16 protein-coding genes are annotated in these 15,280 nt (G+C 69.1%); 9 read left to right on the top strand and 7 right to left on the bottom strand.

Features of this window, described 5'->3' with window-relative positions:
• The first annotated feature begins 1 nt into the window (after position 1).
• Genes H8R02_RS04195 through H8R02_RS04165 form a run of 7 tightly spaced genes read left to right on the top strand, consistent with a single transcriptional unit; the run spans position 2 to position 9,114 of the window.
• Positions 2-1,876 carry a thiamine pyrophosphate-binding protein gene (locus H8R02_RS04195; RefSeq protein ID WP_222622315.1) on the top strand — a complete coding sequence of 625 codons (1,875 nt, stop codon included), beginning with the start codon at positions 2-4 and terminating at the stop codon, positions 1,874-1,876.
• A 26-nt stretch (positions 1,877-1,902) separates the two neighbouring features.
• A complete protein-coding gene (locus H8R02_RS04190) occupies positions 1,903-3,447 on the top strand; it encodes an N-acetylneuraminate synthase family protein (protein WP_187080074.1) in 1,545 nt (514 codons plus the stop codon).
• The gene (locus H8R02_RS04185) at positions 3,444-4,592 is read left to right on the top strand and encodes a class I SAM-dependent methyltransferase (RefSeq protein ID WP_187080073.1); all 1,149 of its coding nucleotides are present in this window, start codon (positions 3,444-3,446) and stop codon (positions 4,590-4,592) included. The genes H8R02_RS04190 and H8R02_RS04185 overlap by 4 nt, the downstream gene beginning before the upstream one ends.
• Before the next feature lie 31 nt (positions 4,593-4,623).
• A complete protein-coding gene (locus H8R02_RS04180; RefSeq protein WP_187080072.1) occupies positions 4,624-5,706 on the top strand; it encodes an FkbM family methyltransferase in 1,083 nt (360 codons plus the stop codon).
• Positions 5,703-6,677 carry an NAD-dependent epimerase/dehydratase family protein gene (locus tag H8R02_RS04175; protein WP_187080071.1) on the top strand — a complete coding sequence of 325 codons (975 nt, stop codon included), beginning with the start codon at positions 5,703-5,705 and terminating at the stop codon, positions 6,675-6,677. Before H8R02_RS04180 ends, H8R02_RS04175 begins: the two co-directional genes overlap by 4 nt.
• Positions 6,674-7,780 carry an NAD-dependent epimerase/dehydratase family protein gene (locus H8R02_RS04170; protein ID WP_187080070.1) on the top strand — a complete coding sequence of 369 codons (1,107 nt, stop codon included), beginning with the start codon at positions 6,674-6,676 and terminating at the stop codon, positions 7,778-7,780. The genes H8R02_RS04175 and H8R02_RS04170 overlap by 4 nt, the downstream gene beginning before the upstream one ends.
• The gene (locus H8R02_RS04165) at positions 7,777-9,114 is read left to right on the top strand and encodes a UDP-glucose dehydrogenase family protein (protein ID WP_187080069.1); all 1,338 of its coding nucleotides are present in this window, start codon (positions 7,777-7,779) and stop codon (positions 9,112-9,114) included. The genes H8R02_RS04170 and H8R02_RS04165 overlap by 4 nt, the downstream gene beginning before the upstream one ends.
• Here the strand turns inward: H8R02_RS04165 and H8R02_RS04160 are convergent.
• From H8R02_RS04160 to moaC, 3 genes are read right to left on the bottom strand one after another with little or no spacing between them, the layout of a single operon-like run.
• On the bottom strand, positions 9,104-10,033 hold the full coding sequence (locus H8R02_RS04160) for a glycosyltransferase family 2 protein (protein WP_187080068.1): 930 nt from the start codon (positions 10,031-10,033) through the stop codon (positions 9,104-9,106). The genes H8R02_RS04165 and H8R02_RS04160 overlap by 11 nt on opposite strands.
• Positions 10,030-10,428 carry a GtrA family protein gene (locus tag H8R02_RS04155; RefSeq protein WP_354004863.1) on the bottom strand — a complete coding sequence of 133 codons (399 nt, stop codon included), beginning with the start codon at positions 10,426-10,428 and terminating at the stop codon, positions 10,030-10,032. Before H8R02_RS04155 ends, H8R02_RS04160 begins: the two co-directional genes overlap by 4 nt.
• Complete coding sequence (gene moaC, locus H8R02_RS04150; protein ID WP_187080067.1) at positions 10,425-10,904, bottom strand: cyclic pyranopterin monophosphate synthase MoaC; 480 nt, start codon at positions 10,902-10,904, stop codon at positions 10,425-10,427. Before moaC ends, H8R02_RS04155 begins: the two co-directional genes overlap by 4 nt.
• Before the next feature lie 72 nt (positions 10,905-10,976).
• On the opposite strand from moaC, the gene H8R02_RS04145 reads away from it, so the two are divergent.
• The gene (locus H8R02_RS04145) at positions 10,977-12,500 is read left to right on the top strand and encodes a M48 family metalloprotease (protein WP_187080066.1); all 1,524 of its coding nucleotides are present in this window, start codon (positions 10,977-10,979) and stop codon (positions 12,498-12,500) included.
• On the opposite strand, the gene H8R02_RS04140 is transcribed toward H8R02_RS04145, so the two are convergent.
• The 3 genes from H8R02_RS04140 to H8R02_RS04130 are packed head-to-tail and all read right to left on the bottom strand — an operon-like array spanning position 12,468 to position 14,028.
• Positions 12,468-12,824 carry a phage holin family protein gene (locus H8R02_RS04140; RefSeq protein ID WP_187080065.1) on the bottom strand — a complete coding sequence of 119 codons (357 nt, stop codon included), beginning with the start codon at positions 12,822-12,824 and terminating at the stop codon, positions 12,468-12,470. The genes H8R02_RS04145 and H8R02_RS04140 overlap by 33 nt on opposite strands.
• 42 nt (positions 12,825-12,866) lie before the next feature.
• Positions 12,867-13,310 (bottom strand): hypothetical protein, encoded by a 444-nt coding sequence (locus H8R02_RS04135; RefSeq protein ID WP_187080064.1) that lies wholly within the window; start codon positions 13,308-13,310, stop codon positions 12,867-12,869.
• Between the two features lie 25 nt (positions 13,311-13,335).
• On the bottom strand, positions 13,336-14,028 hold the full coding sequence (locus H8R02_RS04130) for a TerC family protein (protein WP_187080063.1): 693 nt from the start codon (positions 14,026-14,028) through the stop codon (positions 13,336-13,338).
• A 284-nt stretch (positions 14,029-14,312) separates the two neighbouring features.
• Between H8R02_RS04130 and H8R02_RS04125 the strand changes: the two genes are divergently transcribed.
• A complete protein-coding gene (locus H8R02_RS04125; RefSeq protein WP_187080062.1) occupies positions 14,313-14,714 on the top strand; it encodes a DUF3717 domain-containing protein in 402 nt (133 codons plus the stop codon).
• A 3-nt stretch (positions 14,715-14,717) separates the two neighbouring features.
• Here H8R02_RS04125 and H8R02_RS04120 read toward each other — a convergent pair whose 3' ends face one another.
• Positions 14,718-15,278, bottom strand: coding sequence for a YaeQ family protein (locus H8R02_RS04120; RefSeq protein ID WP_187080061.1), 561 nt, complete (start codon positions 15,276-15,278; stop codon positions 14,718-14,720).
• Positions 15,279-15,280: the final 2 nt, after the last annotated feature.

The raw sequence follows: 15,280 nt of genomic DNA, 5'->3' as shown, positions 1-15,280 counted from the left end.
AATGGACAGTACTCCCCGCATGACCACGGCCGACGCGCTGCTCGCCTACTTGCGCGCCAAGGGCGTGGACCGGATCTTCTTCGTGCCCGGCGGCGGCGCGATGCATCTGAACGACGCGCTGGCCCGCTCGGAGATCGGCCCGGTGCATTGCCACCATGAACAGGCCTGCGGCATCGCGGCGGAGGCCTGGGGCCGCGTGCGCGGCCATGCCGGCGTGGCGATGGTGACGACCGGTCCCGGTGCCACCAACATCCTCACGCCCGTGGCGGGTGCCTGGATCGAATCCACGCCGCTCGTCGTCGTGTCGGGGCAGGTGAAGCGCGCCGACCTCAAGGCGGGAACCGGCGTGCGCCAGCGCGGCGCGCAGGAAGTCGATGTCGTGGCGATGGCCGCCACGTCGTGCAAGTTCGCCACCACGGTGATGTCGCCGGAAGAAGCGCTGCGCAGCATCTGCAAGGCCTGGCACCTCGCCAACAGCGGGCGCATGGGGCCGTGCTGGGTGGACGTGCCGCTGGACGTGCAAGGTGCGCCTTATCCCGGCGACTGGGCCGCCGATGCGGCGCGCTTCGAAAAGGAACTGCTTGCCGCCGAGGCGGCCGCACAGGCGCCCGTGCCTGCGCAATGGGCCATGGACACCGACGCATTGCTGGCTGCCGTCTCGCGTGCGTCGCGTCCCGTGCTGCTCGTCGGCCACGGCGTGCGGCTCGCCGGTTGTGCGCAGCGTCTTGTCGAAGTGATGCGCCGCCACGAGATCCCGGCGGTCTTCACCTGGAACGCGATGGACATGCTGGAGTGGGACGACCCGCTCAATGCCGGCCGGCCGGGCGCGATCGCCCAGCGTTGCGCCAACCTCGCGGTGCAGCGCAGCGACCTGCTGATCACCATCGGCGCGCGCATGGACAACGTGGTCACCGCCTACAACCCGCGCGGCTTCGCGCGCAACGCGCAGAAGATCGTGTTCGACATCGACACGGCCGAACTCGCCAAGCTCGAAGGTGCGGCCACGCACCGCTGGCAGGCGACGGCCGAGGCCGCGCTCGCCGCGGTCGATGCCGCGTTCGCCAAGGCGGAAACGCGGCCCGCGGATCGCCGCCCGTGGCTGTCCTGGATCGCCGACGTCAAGCGGCGCTTCCCCGCGCGCGACGGCGCGAAGCCGGCAGCGAAAGGCCCGATCGAATCGGCCGACGTCGCGCACGAGCTGTCGACGGCCGTGCCCGAAGGCGCGCTCGTGGTCACCGGCAGCTCCGGCCTGTGCGTGGAGTCGTTCTACCTGGGCTTTCGCAACCGCGCGGGCCAGCGCGTGTTCCTCACGTCCGGCCTCGGCGCGATGGGCTATGGCCTTGCGGCTGCCATCGGTGCGTGCGAAGCGCAACCCGGCCGCCGCGCGGTGCTGGTCGAAAGCGACGGCAGCCTGATGATGAACCTGCAGGAGCTCGCCACCTTGCGCGCGCGCGCGCCCGACCTCGCGATCGTGCTGATGGACAACGCGGGCTACGCGTCGATCCGGCTCACGCAGCGCAACTACTTCAAGGGCCGCCACGTCGGCACCGGCGGCGAGGCGGGCGTGCTGTTCCCCGACTGGCGCGCCACCTGCGGCGCCTTCGGCATCGCGTACGACGAGGTGGACGACCTGGCCAACGTGGGCGGCGCGCTGGCACGCCTCATGGACCCCAAGGCGAGCGGCCCGCGCCTGCTGCGCGTCGGCCTCGTCAAGGACGAAGCCTTGTGGCCGCGATGCGCCTCGCTGCCGCAGCCGGACGGCAGCATGCTCTCCATGCCGCTCGAAGACATGACCCCTTTGCTGCCCATCGACGTGCTGCGCGAATGGATGGGCGGCGAAGTCGCGCCCGCCTCGCTCGCGGCGCGCGGCCTGTAGATACCCGCACCCGAGAGGTGACCCGCATGACAACCACCGACAGCAAGACGCGCCGCGCATCGATCTTCACGCGCCCCCTGTTCGTCTTCGAGATGGCGAACAACCACATGGGCGACGTGGAGCACGGGGTGCGCATCGTCGAGACCTATGCCGCGATCGCGGCGCAGTTCCCCGAGTTCGACTGCGCGATCAAGTTCCAGTACCGCGACCTGGACACCTTCGTGCATTCGAGCGCGAAGGGCGACCACACGATCAAGCTGGTCAAGCGCTTCGAGGAGACGCGGCTGGACGCCGGCCAGTTCGAGCGCATGCGCACGCGTGCCCGGCAACTCGGCCTGCTCGTCATGTGCACGCCGTTCGATGAAGTCTCGGTGGAGCGCGTCGAGAACGAGGGCTACGACATCCTCAAGATCGCCAGCTGCTCGCTGACCGACTGGCCGCTGCTGGAGCGCGCGGTGCGCACGCAGCTGCCGCTGGTGGTGTCCACGGGTGGCGCGACGAAGGAGGAAGTGGACCGCGTCGCACTGTTCCTCACCAACCGCGAGAAGCGCTTCGCGCTGATGCACTGCGTGGCGGAATACCCGACGCCCGACGACGACTTGCGCCTGGGCCGCATCGCGGAGCTCGCGAAAGCCTACCCGCAGGCGATCATCGGCTACTCGACGCACGAAGAGCCCTCCGCCACGCTGCCCGTGATGATGGCCATCGCGACCGGCGCGCGCGTGTTCGAGAAGCACATCGGGCTGGAGGCGGGCAGCTACAAGCTCAATGCGTACTCCGCGTCGCCCGAACAGACGAAGGCGTGGCTGTCCGCGGCGCGCGAGGCCGTCAAGATGAAAGGCCCGGCCGGCTGGCCCGCCCCGAGCGCCGCCGAACTCGCGAGCCTGCGCGAGCTGCGCCGCGGCGTGTGGACGCGCCGTGCCGTGCGCAAGGGCGAAGTGCTCAGTGCCGACAGCGTCGAATTCGCTTTCCCGCCCAAGCCGGGCCAGTATCTCGCCAACGACTGGTCCAAGTACGCCGTGTTCCGCGCGCAGCGCGACATCGCGCCGGGCGAGCCCGTGGATGCTGCTGCGGTCACGCGCGAAGACCTGCTGGGCCAGCTGCGCCAGATCGCCCTGCGCGTGGACGACCTGCTGCGCGATGCCGGCGTTGCCGCGCCGCCCGGGCAGCCGCTGGAAATCTCCCACCATTACGGCATCGCCGAGTACGCCCGCACGGGCCTGGCGATGGTGACGGTGGTGAACCGCGAGTACTGCAAGAAGATCCTGGTCATGTTCAAGGGCCAGGAGCATCCGGAGCAGTACCACCTGAAGAAGGAAGAGACCTTCCTCATGGTCAGCGGCGAGCTGGAGACATGGATCGACGGGCAGCCGCGCGTCCTCAAGCGCGGTGACGTGCTGACGGTGCAGCGCGAGCAGCGCCACCGCTTCGTCGCGCTCACCGACGTGATCTTCGAGGAGATCTCGACGAACCACGACAAGGCCGACTCGTACTACACCGACCCGGCCATCGCGGCGAACACCGCGCGCAAGTCGTTCCTGAACTTCTGGCACGAGCCGCGCACGGCATGAGCGTTGTGCGCGCCTGCCCGCTGTGCCGTTCGCGTGGCAGCAAGCTGCTGTTCACCAACGCCATGGCGGCGCTGGACGCGCTCGACATGAGCTACGCGGTGCACGAGTGCGCCGAGTGCGGCTTCGTGTTCGCGGGCGAGCTGCCACCGGAGCCGGACTATTCGCGGTACTACGCGCGCTATTCCAAGTACGACCATTCGAGCGTCGTGTCGGTCGTGGACGCCGCGCGCGGCGAAGCGGCCGCGGCGCTGATCGAGAACGTCGTGGCGAGGGACGCGCCGGTCGTCGATGTCGGCTGCGGCAGCGGCACGCTGCTGTCCCTCCTCAAGCGCGCGGGCTACACCAACCTTCACGGCGTGGACCCGGCGCCGAACGCGGGCAAGCTTGCCAACGAGCTGTTCGGCTTGACGGGCGTCCGCCGCGGCTCCATGGCCGATTGCCACGAGGTCGTGCCGATTGCCGAAGCGAGCGTCGTCATGGTGATGGCCGTGCTGGAGCACCTGTGGGACCCGCAGCGCGACATGGCGGGGCTGTTCGCCCGGCTGCGGCCGGGCACGCACCTGATGGTGGACGTGCCGGCCCTCGAGACCTTCGATGGCGAACGCGGCGAGCCCTTCGGCGAGCTCTCGCTCGAACACATCCAGTACTTCAGCCGCGACAGCCTCGACGCATTGATGGCGACGCTCGGCGCCGCGCCCCTGAGCCACCGCTACGTCGAATGCGGCGGCATGAGCGGTCGGGCGCTGCTCGCGCTGTACCAGGTCACCGGCAAGCCGGGGTCCGTGCCGCGGCGCAGCGAAAACGACGCGGCGACGATGCGCCGCTATCTCGAAGTCTGCGGCGGCCGCCTCGACAAGGCGCTGGCGCGCGTGCCGGCCCGCGAGATGATCGTTTACGGCGCGGGCTCGCACACGGCGCGCTTGCTGCCGCAGCTGGGGCCGCGTTGCGGCGCGCAGGTGCGCCTGCTTGCCGATGCCAACCCCAACCTGCAGGGTTCGCGGATGGGCGGCAGCCCGATCGTCGCACCGGCGGAGATCGCGAAACATCCGCGGCTTCCGGTGCTGGTCTCGTCCTTCCGCTTCCAGGACGAGATCGAGAAGCAACTCGCGCAGCGCTACCCCAATGAGCTCATCAAACTCTATTAGCTCTAGTAGCTCTGTCAGCGCGTTCGACGCGATGAAGCGGCGCGCCGAGCCGTGCCGGGCGCTCAAGCGCGAGTCGCGCGTCTGGATCTTCGGCGCCGGCTTGTTCGGCCGTGCGGTGTGCCGTGCACTGCAGTCGCAGGGCTTCGATGTCGCGGGTTTCGTCGAGACCCAACCGAAGGCCACCAACGTGTTGGGCCTGCCGGTGCAGGCGTGGGCCGACCTGCCGGCGTCGAGCCGCGGCGAGCAGCTCGCCGTCGGCATCTACAACCACTTCCTGCCGCTGGACGGCATGCACGCGCTCGCGAGCTCGCACGGCTTCGAGGCGCCCTTCCTCGCGCACGAGCTCTACGACCAGTTCGCGGACGCGCTCGGCTGGCGTTACTGGCTTTCGCGCCGCGAGTTCCTGCTCGCCAACGTGGAACGCGCGGCCGCCGTCGCCGAAAGGCTGGCCGACGAGGAGAGCCGCGCCACGTTCGCGCGCACGCTCGCCTTCCGCCTGGGGCAGGACCTGCCGTTCTCCAGCCGGTTGAGCGAGGAGCCGCGCTACTTCAACAGCTACACGCTTGCGCGCTTCGCGGAAAAGCCGATCGCGTACGTCGACTGCGGCGCGTACGACGGCGACACGTTCGCGGACCTGCTCGCGCTGCCACGCGTGAAGTGTTCCCGTGCGTGGCTGCTGGAGCCGGACCCGGCCAACTTCGCGAAGCTCGCCGCGCGCGTGGCCGGTGAGAAGGTGCCTGCCGTTTGCCTGCCGCTTGCCGCTGCGGACCGCTACCGCATGCTGTCCTTCACCGCCGATGAAGGCGAGGCCAGCCGCGTCGGCGATGGGAGCGTGAGCGTCGCAGCGGTCGCGCTCGACGAGCTGCTCCCCAACGAAAGCATCGGGATGCTCAAGCTCGACGTCGAAGGCGGCGAGGCGATGGCGCTGCGCGGCGCGCGCCGCCTCATCGAGCGTTCGCGCCCGGTGCTCGCCGTCTCGCTGTACCACAACCCGCAGGACCTCTGGGAGCTGCCGGAGCTGCTGTTCGAGATGTGCCCCGGCTACGACTTCCACGTCGGGCAGCACCAGGCCAATACCTTCGACAGCGTCCTTTACGCCGTGCCGAAACCATGAAGCGAGTCCTGCTCACCGGGGCGACCGGCTTCTTCGGTCGCGCGCTGCTGCGGCACTGGGCGGCGAGCAGCGAGCCGCCGCAGGTCATCGGCCTGTCGCGCGACCCGCAGCGCTTTTTCTTGCGCTACCCCGAATTCCGCGAACTCGAGTGGCTCGAGCTCGCGGGCGGCGACATCGTCGACATGCCGAAGCTGCGCGCGCTGCCCGCGTTCGACGCCGTCATCCATGCCGCCACGGATTCGACGCTCGGGCCGAAGCGCCCACGCCTGGCGCTGCACGACGAAATCGTAGGCGGCACGCGCAACGTGCTCGACCTCGCCGTCGAGCGAGGCGTGAAGCGCATGCTGCTCACGAGTTCCGGGATGGTCTATGGCCGCTTGCCGGCTTCACCCGCGGTGCCGGAAGACTGGGCGGGCGCTCCCGATCCGCTGGAACCCGCCAACGTGTACGCGTGCGCGAAACGCGCCGCGGAACACCTGTGCATGCTCTACGGCGCGCAGCACGTCCTCGAGGTCGTCGTCGCGCGCTGCTTCGCCTTCGTCGGCGAGGACCTGCCGCTGGACGTGCACTACGCCGCCGGCAACTTCATCCGCGACGCGCTCACCGCCGACGCCATCCGCATCGGCGGCGACGGCCGCAGCGTGCGCTCGTACATGGACCAGCGCGACCTCGCGCACTGGCTGCTCACGTTGCTGGAGAAAGGCCGCGCCGGCCGCGCGTACAACGTCGGCTCCGGCCGGGCGGTGACGATCGCGGAACTGGCGCAGGCCATCGTGAACGCCATCGCGCCCGGCAAGCCCGTGCACATCCTCGGCGCCGGCTCGCCGACTCCGCCCACCTACTATGTCCCCGACGTGAGCCGCGCCCGCGACGAGCTCGGCCTCACGGTCACGATCGAGCTGGAGCAGGCCGTCCGCGATACCGCGGCGGCGCTGCGCCGGCGCGACGCCCTGCTGGAAACCGCCCGATGACGCAACGCACGACTCCTGCCGCGCAGGTGCTCGAAACCGACCTCGAAGAGATCCGCACCCACGCGCGCGGCAGCCTCGACCGGCTCGCCGGCATGCGCGTGCTCATGACCGGGGGCGCCGGCTTCCTCGGCTACGAGATGCTGCACGTGCTTGCCACCATCGGCGAAGGCGACGGACGCGCGCCGGTGCAGCTGACCGTCTACGACAACATGCTGCGCGGCCGCAAGGCGTGGCTGGAGCAGCTCGGCGCGCGGCCGCACGTGCAGGTGGTGAACCACGACATCACGAAGCCGCTGCCGGCCGACGCGCCCGCGTTCGACTACATCGTGCATGCCGCGTCGATCGCCTCGCCCATCTTCTACCGCCAGTACCCCATCGAGACGATCGACGCCAACGTCAACGGCGTGCGCCACCTGCTCGACCACATGCGCGCGAGGCAGGAGAAGAACCCGGTGCGCGGCATGCTGTTCTTCTCCAGCAGCGAGATCTACGGCGACCCGGACCCGTCCTCCATCCCGACGAAGGAGGACTACCGCGGCCTCGTGTCCTGCACCGGCCCGCGCGCCTGCTACGACGAATCCAAGCGGCTGGGCGAGACGCTGTGCGTGAACTTCGCGCGGCAGTACGGCTGCCACGTCACCATCGCGCGGCCGTTCAACAACTACGGGCCGGGCCTGTCGATCCACGACCGGCGACTGCTCCCTGACGTCGCGCGCGACATCTTCGAAGGCCGCGACATCGTGCAGCTGTCCGACGGCACCGCGACCCGCACCTTCTGCTACATCGCCGACGCGGTGAGCGGCTACCTCAAGGTGCTCACGCATGGCGAAGCGGGCGAGCCCTACAACATCGGCACCGAGAGGCCCGAGATCTCCGTGCGCGACTTCGTCAACAAGGCCGCGGCCATCGGCGCCGAGCAGCACGGCTGGCGCGGCAACGTGGTGCAGCAGTCGAGCGACGACCGCCACTACCTCACCGACAACCCCAACCGGCGCTGCCCCGACATCGGCAAGGCGCGCACCCGGCTCGGCTACGAGCCGTACGTCGGCCTCGACGAGGGCCTCAAGCGCGCGCTCGCGTGGTATTCGGGGAACCGCGAGTGAAGGTCGTCGTCGTCGGCACCGGGTATGTGGGGCTCGTGTCGGGCGTGGGCCTGGCGGAGATCGGCCACGAGGTGGTGTGCGTCGACGTCGACCAGGCGAAGGTCGAGAGCATCCGCCGCGGCGAGCCGCCGATCCATGAGGAGGGCTTGCCGGCCCTGCTGAAGAAGCAGGTCGATGCCGGCCGGCTCACGGCCAGCACCGACCTCGGCGCCGCGCTGGCGGGCGCCGACGTCTCGCTGATCGCGGTGGGGACCCCATTCGACGGCTCCGTGATCGACCTGCAGTACGTGAAGCAGGCGGCCACCGACATCGGCCGCCACCTGCCGAAGGGCCGCTACCACGTGGTGTGCGTCAAGAGCACCGTGGTGCCGGGTACGACGAGCGACGTCGTCGGCCCCTTGGTCGAGGCGGCCTCGGGCCTGGTTGCCGGCCGCGACTTCGGGCTGTGCATGAACCCGGAGTTCCTGGCCGAAGGCACCGCGGTGAAGGACTTCATGAACCCGGACCGCATCGTGATCGGCACGCGCGAAGCGCGCACGGAAAGCGTGATGCGCGAGCTGTACGCGCCCTTCGCGCGCACCGAAGTCGTCGTCACGACACCGAGCACGGCCGAGATGGGCAAGTACACCGCCAATGCGCTGCTCGCGACGCTGATCTCGTTCTCCAACGAGATCGCCGACCTGTGCAGCCGGTGCGGCGACGTCGACGTGGTCGACGTGCTGCGAACGGTGTACCTCGACCGCCGCATCTCGCCGGTCACGCCGCAGGGCCGCGTGTCGCCCGGCGTGCTGGCGTTCCTGCACCCGGGCACGGGGTTCGGCGGCTCCTGCTTTCCCAAGGACCTGAAGGCGCTTGCCGCATTCGGCTCCGCCAAGGGCGCGATGCCCGGCATCCTCGACGCCGTCATCGCACGCAACCGGCTGCAGCCGGGCGTGCTGGTCGATCTTGCGAAGCAGCGGCTCGGCTCCCTCGCCGGCCGGCGCATCGCGGTGCTGGGCCTCGCGTTCAAGCCGGGCACCGACGACATCCGCGAATCGCCGGCGGTCCCCGTCATCCGCATGCTGCTCGACGAGCAGGCCACGGTCGTCGCGCACGACCCGATCGCCATCGAGCCGACCTCGCGTGTGCTGTCGTCGCCGCGCCTGTCGTTCACCGGTTCGCTGGAGGATGCGTTGCAAGGCGCCGATGCCGCCTTGCTCGTGACGTCATGGCCGCAATACAAGGAGCTGCCGCAGCTGCTGCGCGGCAAGGACATCCCCCTGGTGGACGGCCGCCGCTTCATCAGCCCCGCCGACCTGCCGGCCTACGAAGGCATCGGGCGCGCTAGAAGTTGACGCGCTCGGCCTCCACCACCAGCGGCAGCTTGCGCAGCTTGGTGTGGATGGAGCCGATGTATTCCCCCAGCATGCCGATGCAGAACAGCTGCACCGCGCCGAAGAAGAAAATGCCGATCAGGATCGGCGCGATGCCCAGCTGGAACGAGTCCCAGAACAGCAGCTTGGCCGCGAGGTAGAAGAAGGCGACGAGCAGGCTCAGGATCGACACCGCGAAGCCGCCCATGGTCATCAGCCGCAGCGGCACCTTCGAATGGTTGGTGATGCCCAGCATCGCCACGTCGTACAGCGTGTAGAAGTTGTTCTTGGTGATGCCGCGCTTGCGCCGCGGCTGCTTGAACGGCACGGTGGCGATCGGCAGGCCGATCTCCGAGACGAGGCCCCGCACGTAGGGGTAGGGGTCGTCGAGGTCGCGCATGACGTCGATCACGGCGCGGTCGAACAGCCCCGCGCCGGTGGCGTTCTGCACCAGCGGCACGTCGGAGATGCGCGTGATCAGCATGTAGTAGGTGCGCCGCACGAGGAACATCAGCGGCGACTCCTGGCTTTGCGGCTTGACGGCCATCACCGTCTTGTAGCCCTGCTCCCACTTCTCGATGAACTCGGGGATCATCTCCGGTGGGTCCTGGAGGTCGGAGGCGATGGCGATCACCGCGTCGCCCTTCGCCTGCAGGATGGCGTAGTACGGCGACCGCACATGGCCGAAGTTGCGCGCGTTGACGATGATCTTCAGCCGCTTGTCCGTCGCCGCGATCGCCTTGAGCTTGGCCACCGTGTCGTCCGTCGACGCATTGTCGATGCAGATGTGCTCGTAGTCGTAGGGCAGCTTCGCCATCGCGGCCGCGATGCGCTCGTGCAGCTCCACGACGTTCTCCGACTCGTTGTAGCAGGGCGTGACGATGCTGATCAGCTTGTTCATGTTTTGGCGGCGAAGACGAACCTGCGCAGGATGACGAACGAAACCGCGGCCATGGGCAGGATCAGGAGCAGCCCGCCCACCTGCGGCGAGAAGCCGGCCCCCACCAGCACGCGCAGCCCCGCGAGGTTGCAGAAGTAGGTGAAGACGTAGGAGCCCACGAAGCGGAAGATCAGCCGGTTATCGTGCGAGCCGAAGACGAGCGTGCCGGTGGTCTTGAAGTTGAACAGCACGCCCAGCACGGTGCCGATCAGCAAGGCCATCGAGTAATGCAGCCCCACGTACAGCAGCAGCCAGAAGCAGCCGTAGCCGAACACGGTGTTCACGCCGCCGACGACGATGAACCGCGCAACCCGGTTCTGCGCAAGCCGGCGCACGAGCCCGGCCGATGCGCTCACGCCGGCGCCTTCCACTCGCCCGACTTGCCCCCGCGCTTTTCCAGCAAACGCACGCCGCCAATCGTCATCCCCCGGTCCACCGACTTGCACATATCGTAGATGGTGAGCAGCGCCACCTGCACGGCGCACAGCGCCTCCATCTCGACGCCTGTCGGGCCGACGGTTTCGGCGGTCGCGGTGCACACCACCGCGTTGGCCGCGGCGTCGACCTCGAACTCCACGGCGAGCCGTGTGAGAGGAATGGGATGGCACAGGGGAACGAGCTCGCTCGTGCGCTTGGCGCCCTGGATGCCCGCGATGCGCGCGATGCCCAGCACGTCGCCCTTCTTCGCGGTGCCGGACTGGATGACCGCCAGCGTCGCGGCCTGCAAATCGATGCGGCCGGTGGCGACCGCGACCCGGTGGGTGGATGCCTTCGCGCCCACATCCACCATGTGGGCTTGTCCCTGCGCGTCGAAGTGGGTCAGCGAGCTCATGTTTGGCGTGCGTGGTAAAAAGCAAAGTTCCGGCTTCACGCCGGCTTTACCCTGCCCGAGCATCATAAGGCGATGACCGCCCCCACCCCCTCGCGACGCCGCAAGTGGACCCCGCTGGTCCTCGCGCTGGTGCTGGCCGCCCATGTGCCCGGCGGCGCGCAGCAGCGCGGCGCGCTGCCCGGCCTGGGCAGCGGCGACGGCGCGATGACGACCGCCGCCGAACGCAAGCTGGGTGAACGTGTCGCCCGCGAGCTGTTCCGCGACCCCGACTACATCGACGACCCCGTCGTCAGCGAATACGTCCAGAAGATCTGGCAGCCGCTGCTCGCGGCCGCGCGTTCGCGCGGCGAGCTCACGGGTGAACTCGACGACCGCTTCGCGTGGCGCGTGCTGCTTGGCAAGGACCGCTCGATCAACGCTTTCGCCGTGCCCGGCGGCTGGCTCGGGCTGCACATGGGCCTGATCGCCGTGACGCAGACGCAGGACGAGCTCGCGTCGGTGCTCGCGCACGAACTGAGCCACGTCACGCAGCGCCACATCTCGCGCATGATCGAGCAGGAGGGCAAGACCACGCCGCTGATGATCGGCGCGATGATCCTCGGCGCGATCGCGGCCAGCAAGAACCCGCAGGTGGGCCAGGCGATGATCGCCGGCGGCAGCGCGCTGGGGCAGCAACTGGGGCTGAACTTCTCGCGCGACATGGAGCGCGAAGCCGACCGCATCGGCTACGGCGTGGCCACGCAGGCGGGCTACGAGCCGCAAGGCTTCGTCAACATGTTCGACCGGCTGTACCAGGCCTCGCGCCACAACGACAGCGGCAACTTCCCCTACCTGCGCACGCACCCCCTCACCACCGAGCGCATCGCCGAGATGCAGGCGCGCCAGCCGCTCGCGCAGCGCGCCGGCCCGCTCGTGCCGACGATGGAGCACGCGATGATCGCGGCGCGCGCGCGCGTCGTCTCCAACTCCGGCGTCGATGCGTTGCGGGCGATGATGGGCGAGGCGGACGCGAGCAACTTCGCCACCTTGCCGCAGGTGCGGCAGGCCGCGGTGCTCTATGGCTCCGCGCTGGCTGCCTCGCGCCTGAAGGAGAACGCGGCCGCGGGCCGGCTGCTCACGCGGCTGAAGCCGGCGACCGCCGGCGACGCGGCAGGCACACGCCTTGCGCGGCTGCTTGCCGCGGAAGCGGCGCTCGCTGCCGGCGATGCCCCCACCACCATTGCGCTGACCGACGTGCGCGGCGCCGAGCGCCCCGAAGTGCTGCTCCTGGGCGAAGCGCGGCTGGCGGCGGGCCGCGCCGCGGATGCAGTCGGTCCGTTGCAGACCTGGGTGACGATCCACGGCAAGGACGGCACCGCGTGGCAGCTGCTCGGGCGCGCGTTCGCCGCGCAGGGCCAGCAGGTGCGCGCGATCCGCGCCGATGCGGAGTCGCAGGCTTCGCAGCTCGACTACCAGGCGGCGCTGGACCGGCTGCGCGCCGCGCAGGACCTGATGCGAAAGGGCGCGGGCGCGACCGACCACATCGAGGCGTCGATCATCGACACCCGCGCGCGGCAGATCCAGCTACTTCTTCGCGAACAGACTCTCGAGCGCTGACTCGATCACCACGCCGATGGCGGTGTACATGAGCGAGCCGAGCAGGGCCGCCACGAAGTCGCGCACCTGGAAGCCGTCGAGCATCTGCGCGGCCAGCCAGAAGACCGCCGCGTTGATGACGAACAGGAAGAGGCCGAGCGTGAGGATGGTCACCGGCAGCGTCAGCACCACCAGCAGCGGCCGCACGAAGGCGTTGAGCAGCCCGATGACGAAAGCGGCGAGCAGCGCCGAACCGAATGTGCGCACCTCCACGCCGCTGTAGAGGTAGGCGACGAGCAGCAGGGCGCAAGCCGAGAGGCCCCACTTCACAAGCAGCTTGACCATGAGGCCGGAGCATAGCGCACCGGCCCCACGCAAGCGTGTGCGCTATTCCGCGGCGAGCACCAGCGCCGCACCCAGCCCCGCGATGGCGCCGGGCACTTCCCACGCCGGGCGCTGCTGCACCGGCTGGTCGGCGGTGACCGGGTCCATCTGGTGGCCGAACTTCGGGCGGCGGGCGTCGAAGACGCGGCCGGCGCCGTGGCGCATCAGCAGCTCGCGCGTGAGCTGCGGCAGCGGCCGCTTGGCGATGACCGTCGTCACCTTGTCCTCGGCTCCCGCGAGCTGGGGCGTCACGCGCGAGAACAGCTTCTCGCACCAGCGCGCGCGCCACTGCTGGCGCGCCGACTGCGACACCCACTTGCCGGCGCGGCGCGTGAGCTGCGGGGCGCAGCCCACCACCACCCAGTGCGTGGGCTGCTGGTTCTTCACCGGCGCGAGCTGCTGGTGCGCGTAGTCGGCGTCGTCGACGAACACAATGACCGTTTCCATGTTGTATCTCCTGGGCTTTCTGCTTTTACGGACGGGCGTGGGAAGGTTGCTGGTGGTTTCGGGACGCCGCGTACCGGCCGGCGGCGAGCACCCCGGCGACGGCAGCGATGTACACGCCCCAGCGGGCGAGCGTGTTGGGGTCGAAGATGTCGTCCAGCAGCGGTTCGCTGACGATCATCTTGCCGGCCGTCACCGCGAGCACCGCCGCGCCGGCCTGGATGATGATGGGGAAGCGCTCGACCAGCTTGAGCACCATGGTGCTGCCGAACACCACGATGGGCACGCTCACGAGCAGGCCGATCACGACGAGGTCGAACGAGCCGTGCGCGGCACCCGCGACGCCCAGCACGTTGTCGATGCCCATCAGCGCGTCGGCGATCACGATGGTCTTCATCGCGCCCCAGAAGGTGCTGGCCACCGGGTGGTGCTCGGCGCCGTCGCTGTCGTCCACGAGCAGCTTGTAGGCGATCCACAGCAGCGCCAGGCCGCCGATGAGCATGAGGCCGGGGATCTTGAGCAGCCAGACGACGGCCAGGGTCATGATCGAGCGCACGACGATGGCGCCGACGGTGCCCCAGATGATGGCCCGCTTCTGCAGGTGGGAGGGAAGGTTGCGCGCCGCCAGCGCGATCACGATCGCGTTGTCGCCGGCAAGGACGAGGTCGATGAGGATGATGGCCGCGAGCGCGGACCACCAGGCGCTGGAGAGAAACTCCATGAACAAGCTCCGGGTTGTCGATTCACAACCCGCCAGTGCGCGATATGGAGTGCCGGACGCTGTGAAGACGTGGCACTTCGATCGCACCCATGGCGGGCGCCAATCGAAGGTCTTGCTCAGCGTGGAGTATGTTGTTATGCCCGACAGGCCGGAAGCGATACCCTGCTTCGTATTGACGACCTGCCGCTGGGAGCTACTCCCCTTCGGTAAGCAGGATTACAGCACATTCCCGGCGTTTCGTCCCTAGGAAGAACACGTATGATCCGGCTCCCCCCGCCTGCGCCATGGCCGCGATCCACATCACCGACGTCGAAGCCGCCATCAACTGGTGGCGCGAGAAGAAGCCTTCACCCGACGGCATCACGCTGGCGCCCGAGCTGCGCGCGCTGGCGGAGGTCTATGCCCTGATGGTGTTCTACCGCGAAGACGAGGCCGCCGAGTCGGGGTTCCCCAAGGAGGCCTACGCCGCCTGGAAGGCCTGGTACGACACCCAGCCGGATACGCCGTGCATCGCCATCTGCTCCACGAGCCAGGGCGACGCCGAGTGCAAGGGCTGCGGGCGCACCTTTGCCGAAGTGCAGCACTGGACCGAGATGTCGCCCGCCGAGAAGCGGCATGTGTGGCGGCGCATCACGCTGGAAGGCGATGCGTGGCGGTTCAACCGGTACGCGGAGCGCGCTGCCTGAGTCTTACTTCCAGCGGACGGGTTCGATATCGACGGTGCGCGAGCCGCTGGAGAGCATCAACGCGCCTTCCTGGATCGTCGCCTGCAGCTGCATGCTGCGCTCGGCCAGCTGCGCCAGCGCCTGTGAAGCCTCGGCCGGCACGCGCCACACGGCGAGGTTGGACAGCCGCGTGAGCTTGCCTTCGATGCCGCGCCACCACACTTCCGCCGCGTGGTGGAAGGCGTAGACCGCTACCTGCTCCGACTTGCGGCAGGCCTTGGTGATGGCCGTTTCGTCGGGCTGGCCGACCTCGATCCAGAGCTTGGTCGCGCCCGTGAAGTCGCGCAGCCACACGTCCGGGTCGTCGGGATCCGACAGGCCCGCGCCGAACGCGAGCGTGCCGTCGCCGTTGCACATCGTCTGCAGCGCGTGCGCATTGAAGGCGAACGCGGCCAGGCGGATCATCATGCGCTCGTCGTTCTCGCTCGGGTGCCGCGCGAGCGTGAGCGCATGCTCGGCGTAGTAGCCGTGGTCGATGTCGGCGACGTTCAGGCTCGCCTTGAAGATGGTGGATTTGAGGGCCACCG

Source organism: Ramlibacter albus, assembly GCF_014297445.1.
Taxonomy (GTDB): Bacteria; Pseudomonadota; Gammaproteobacteria; order Burkholderiales; family Burkholderiaceae_C; genus Ramlibacter; species Ramlibacter albus.
The sequence above is the reverse complement of the archived record's forward strand: the minus strand, read 5'-3'. Positions and strand labels throughout refer to the sequence as shown.

Bases quoted from the DNA above. Each gene is read 5' to 3' on its own strand.
- H8R02_RS04195 (WP_222622315.1), top strand. From the start codon at position 2: ATGGACAGTACTCCCCGCATGACCACGGCCGACGCGCTGCTCGCCTAC.
- H8R02_RS04190 (WP_187080074.1), top strand. From the start codon at position 1,903: ATGACAACCACCGACAGCAAGACGCGCCGCGCATCGATCTTCACGCGC.
- H8R02_RS04185 (WP_187080073.1), top strand. From the start codon at position 3,444: ATGAGCGTTGTGCGCGCCTGCCCGCTGTGCCGTTCGCGTGGCAGCAAG.
- H8R02_RS04180 (WP_187080072.1), top strand. From the start codon at position 4,624: ATGAAGCGGCGCGCCGAGCCGTGCCGGGCGCTCAAGCGCGAGTCGCGC.
- H8R02_RS04175 (WP_187080071.1), top strand. From the start codon at position 5,703: ATGAAGCGAGTCCTGCTCACCGGGGCGACCGGCTTCTTCGGTCGCGCG.
- H8R02_RS04170 (WP_187080070.1), top strand. From the start codon at position 6,674: ATGACGCAACGCACGACTCCTGCCGCGCAGGTGCTCGAAACCGACCTC.
- H8R02_RS04160 (WP_187080068.1), bottom strand. From the start codon at position 10,033: ATGAACAAGCTGATCAGCATCGTCACGCCCTGCTACAACGAGTCGGAG.
- moaC (WP_187080067.1), bottom strand. From the start codon at position 10,904: ATGAGCTCGCTGACCCACTTCGACGCGCAGGGACAAGCCCACATGGTG.
- H8R02_RS04145 (WP_187080066.1), top strand. From the start codon at position 10,977: ATGACCGCCCCCACCCCCTCGCGACGCCGCAAGTGGACCCCGCTGGTC.
- H8R02_RS04140 (WP_187080065.1), bottom strand. From the start codon at position 12,824: ATGGTCAAGCTGCTTGTGAAGTGGGGCCTCTCGGCTTGCGCCCTGCTG.
- H8R02_RS04135 (WP_187080064.1), bottom strand. From the start codon at position 13,310: ATGGAAACGGTCATTGTGTTCGTCGACGACGCCGACTACGCGCACCAG.
- H8R02_RS04130 (WP_187080063.1), bottom strand. From the start codon at position 14,028: ATGGAGTTTCTCTCCAGCGCCTGGTGGTCCGCGCTCGCGGCCATCATC.
- H8R02_RS04125 (WP_187080062.1), top strand. From the start codon at position 14,313: ATGGCCGCGATCCACATCACCGACGTCGAAGCCGCCATCAACTGGTGG.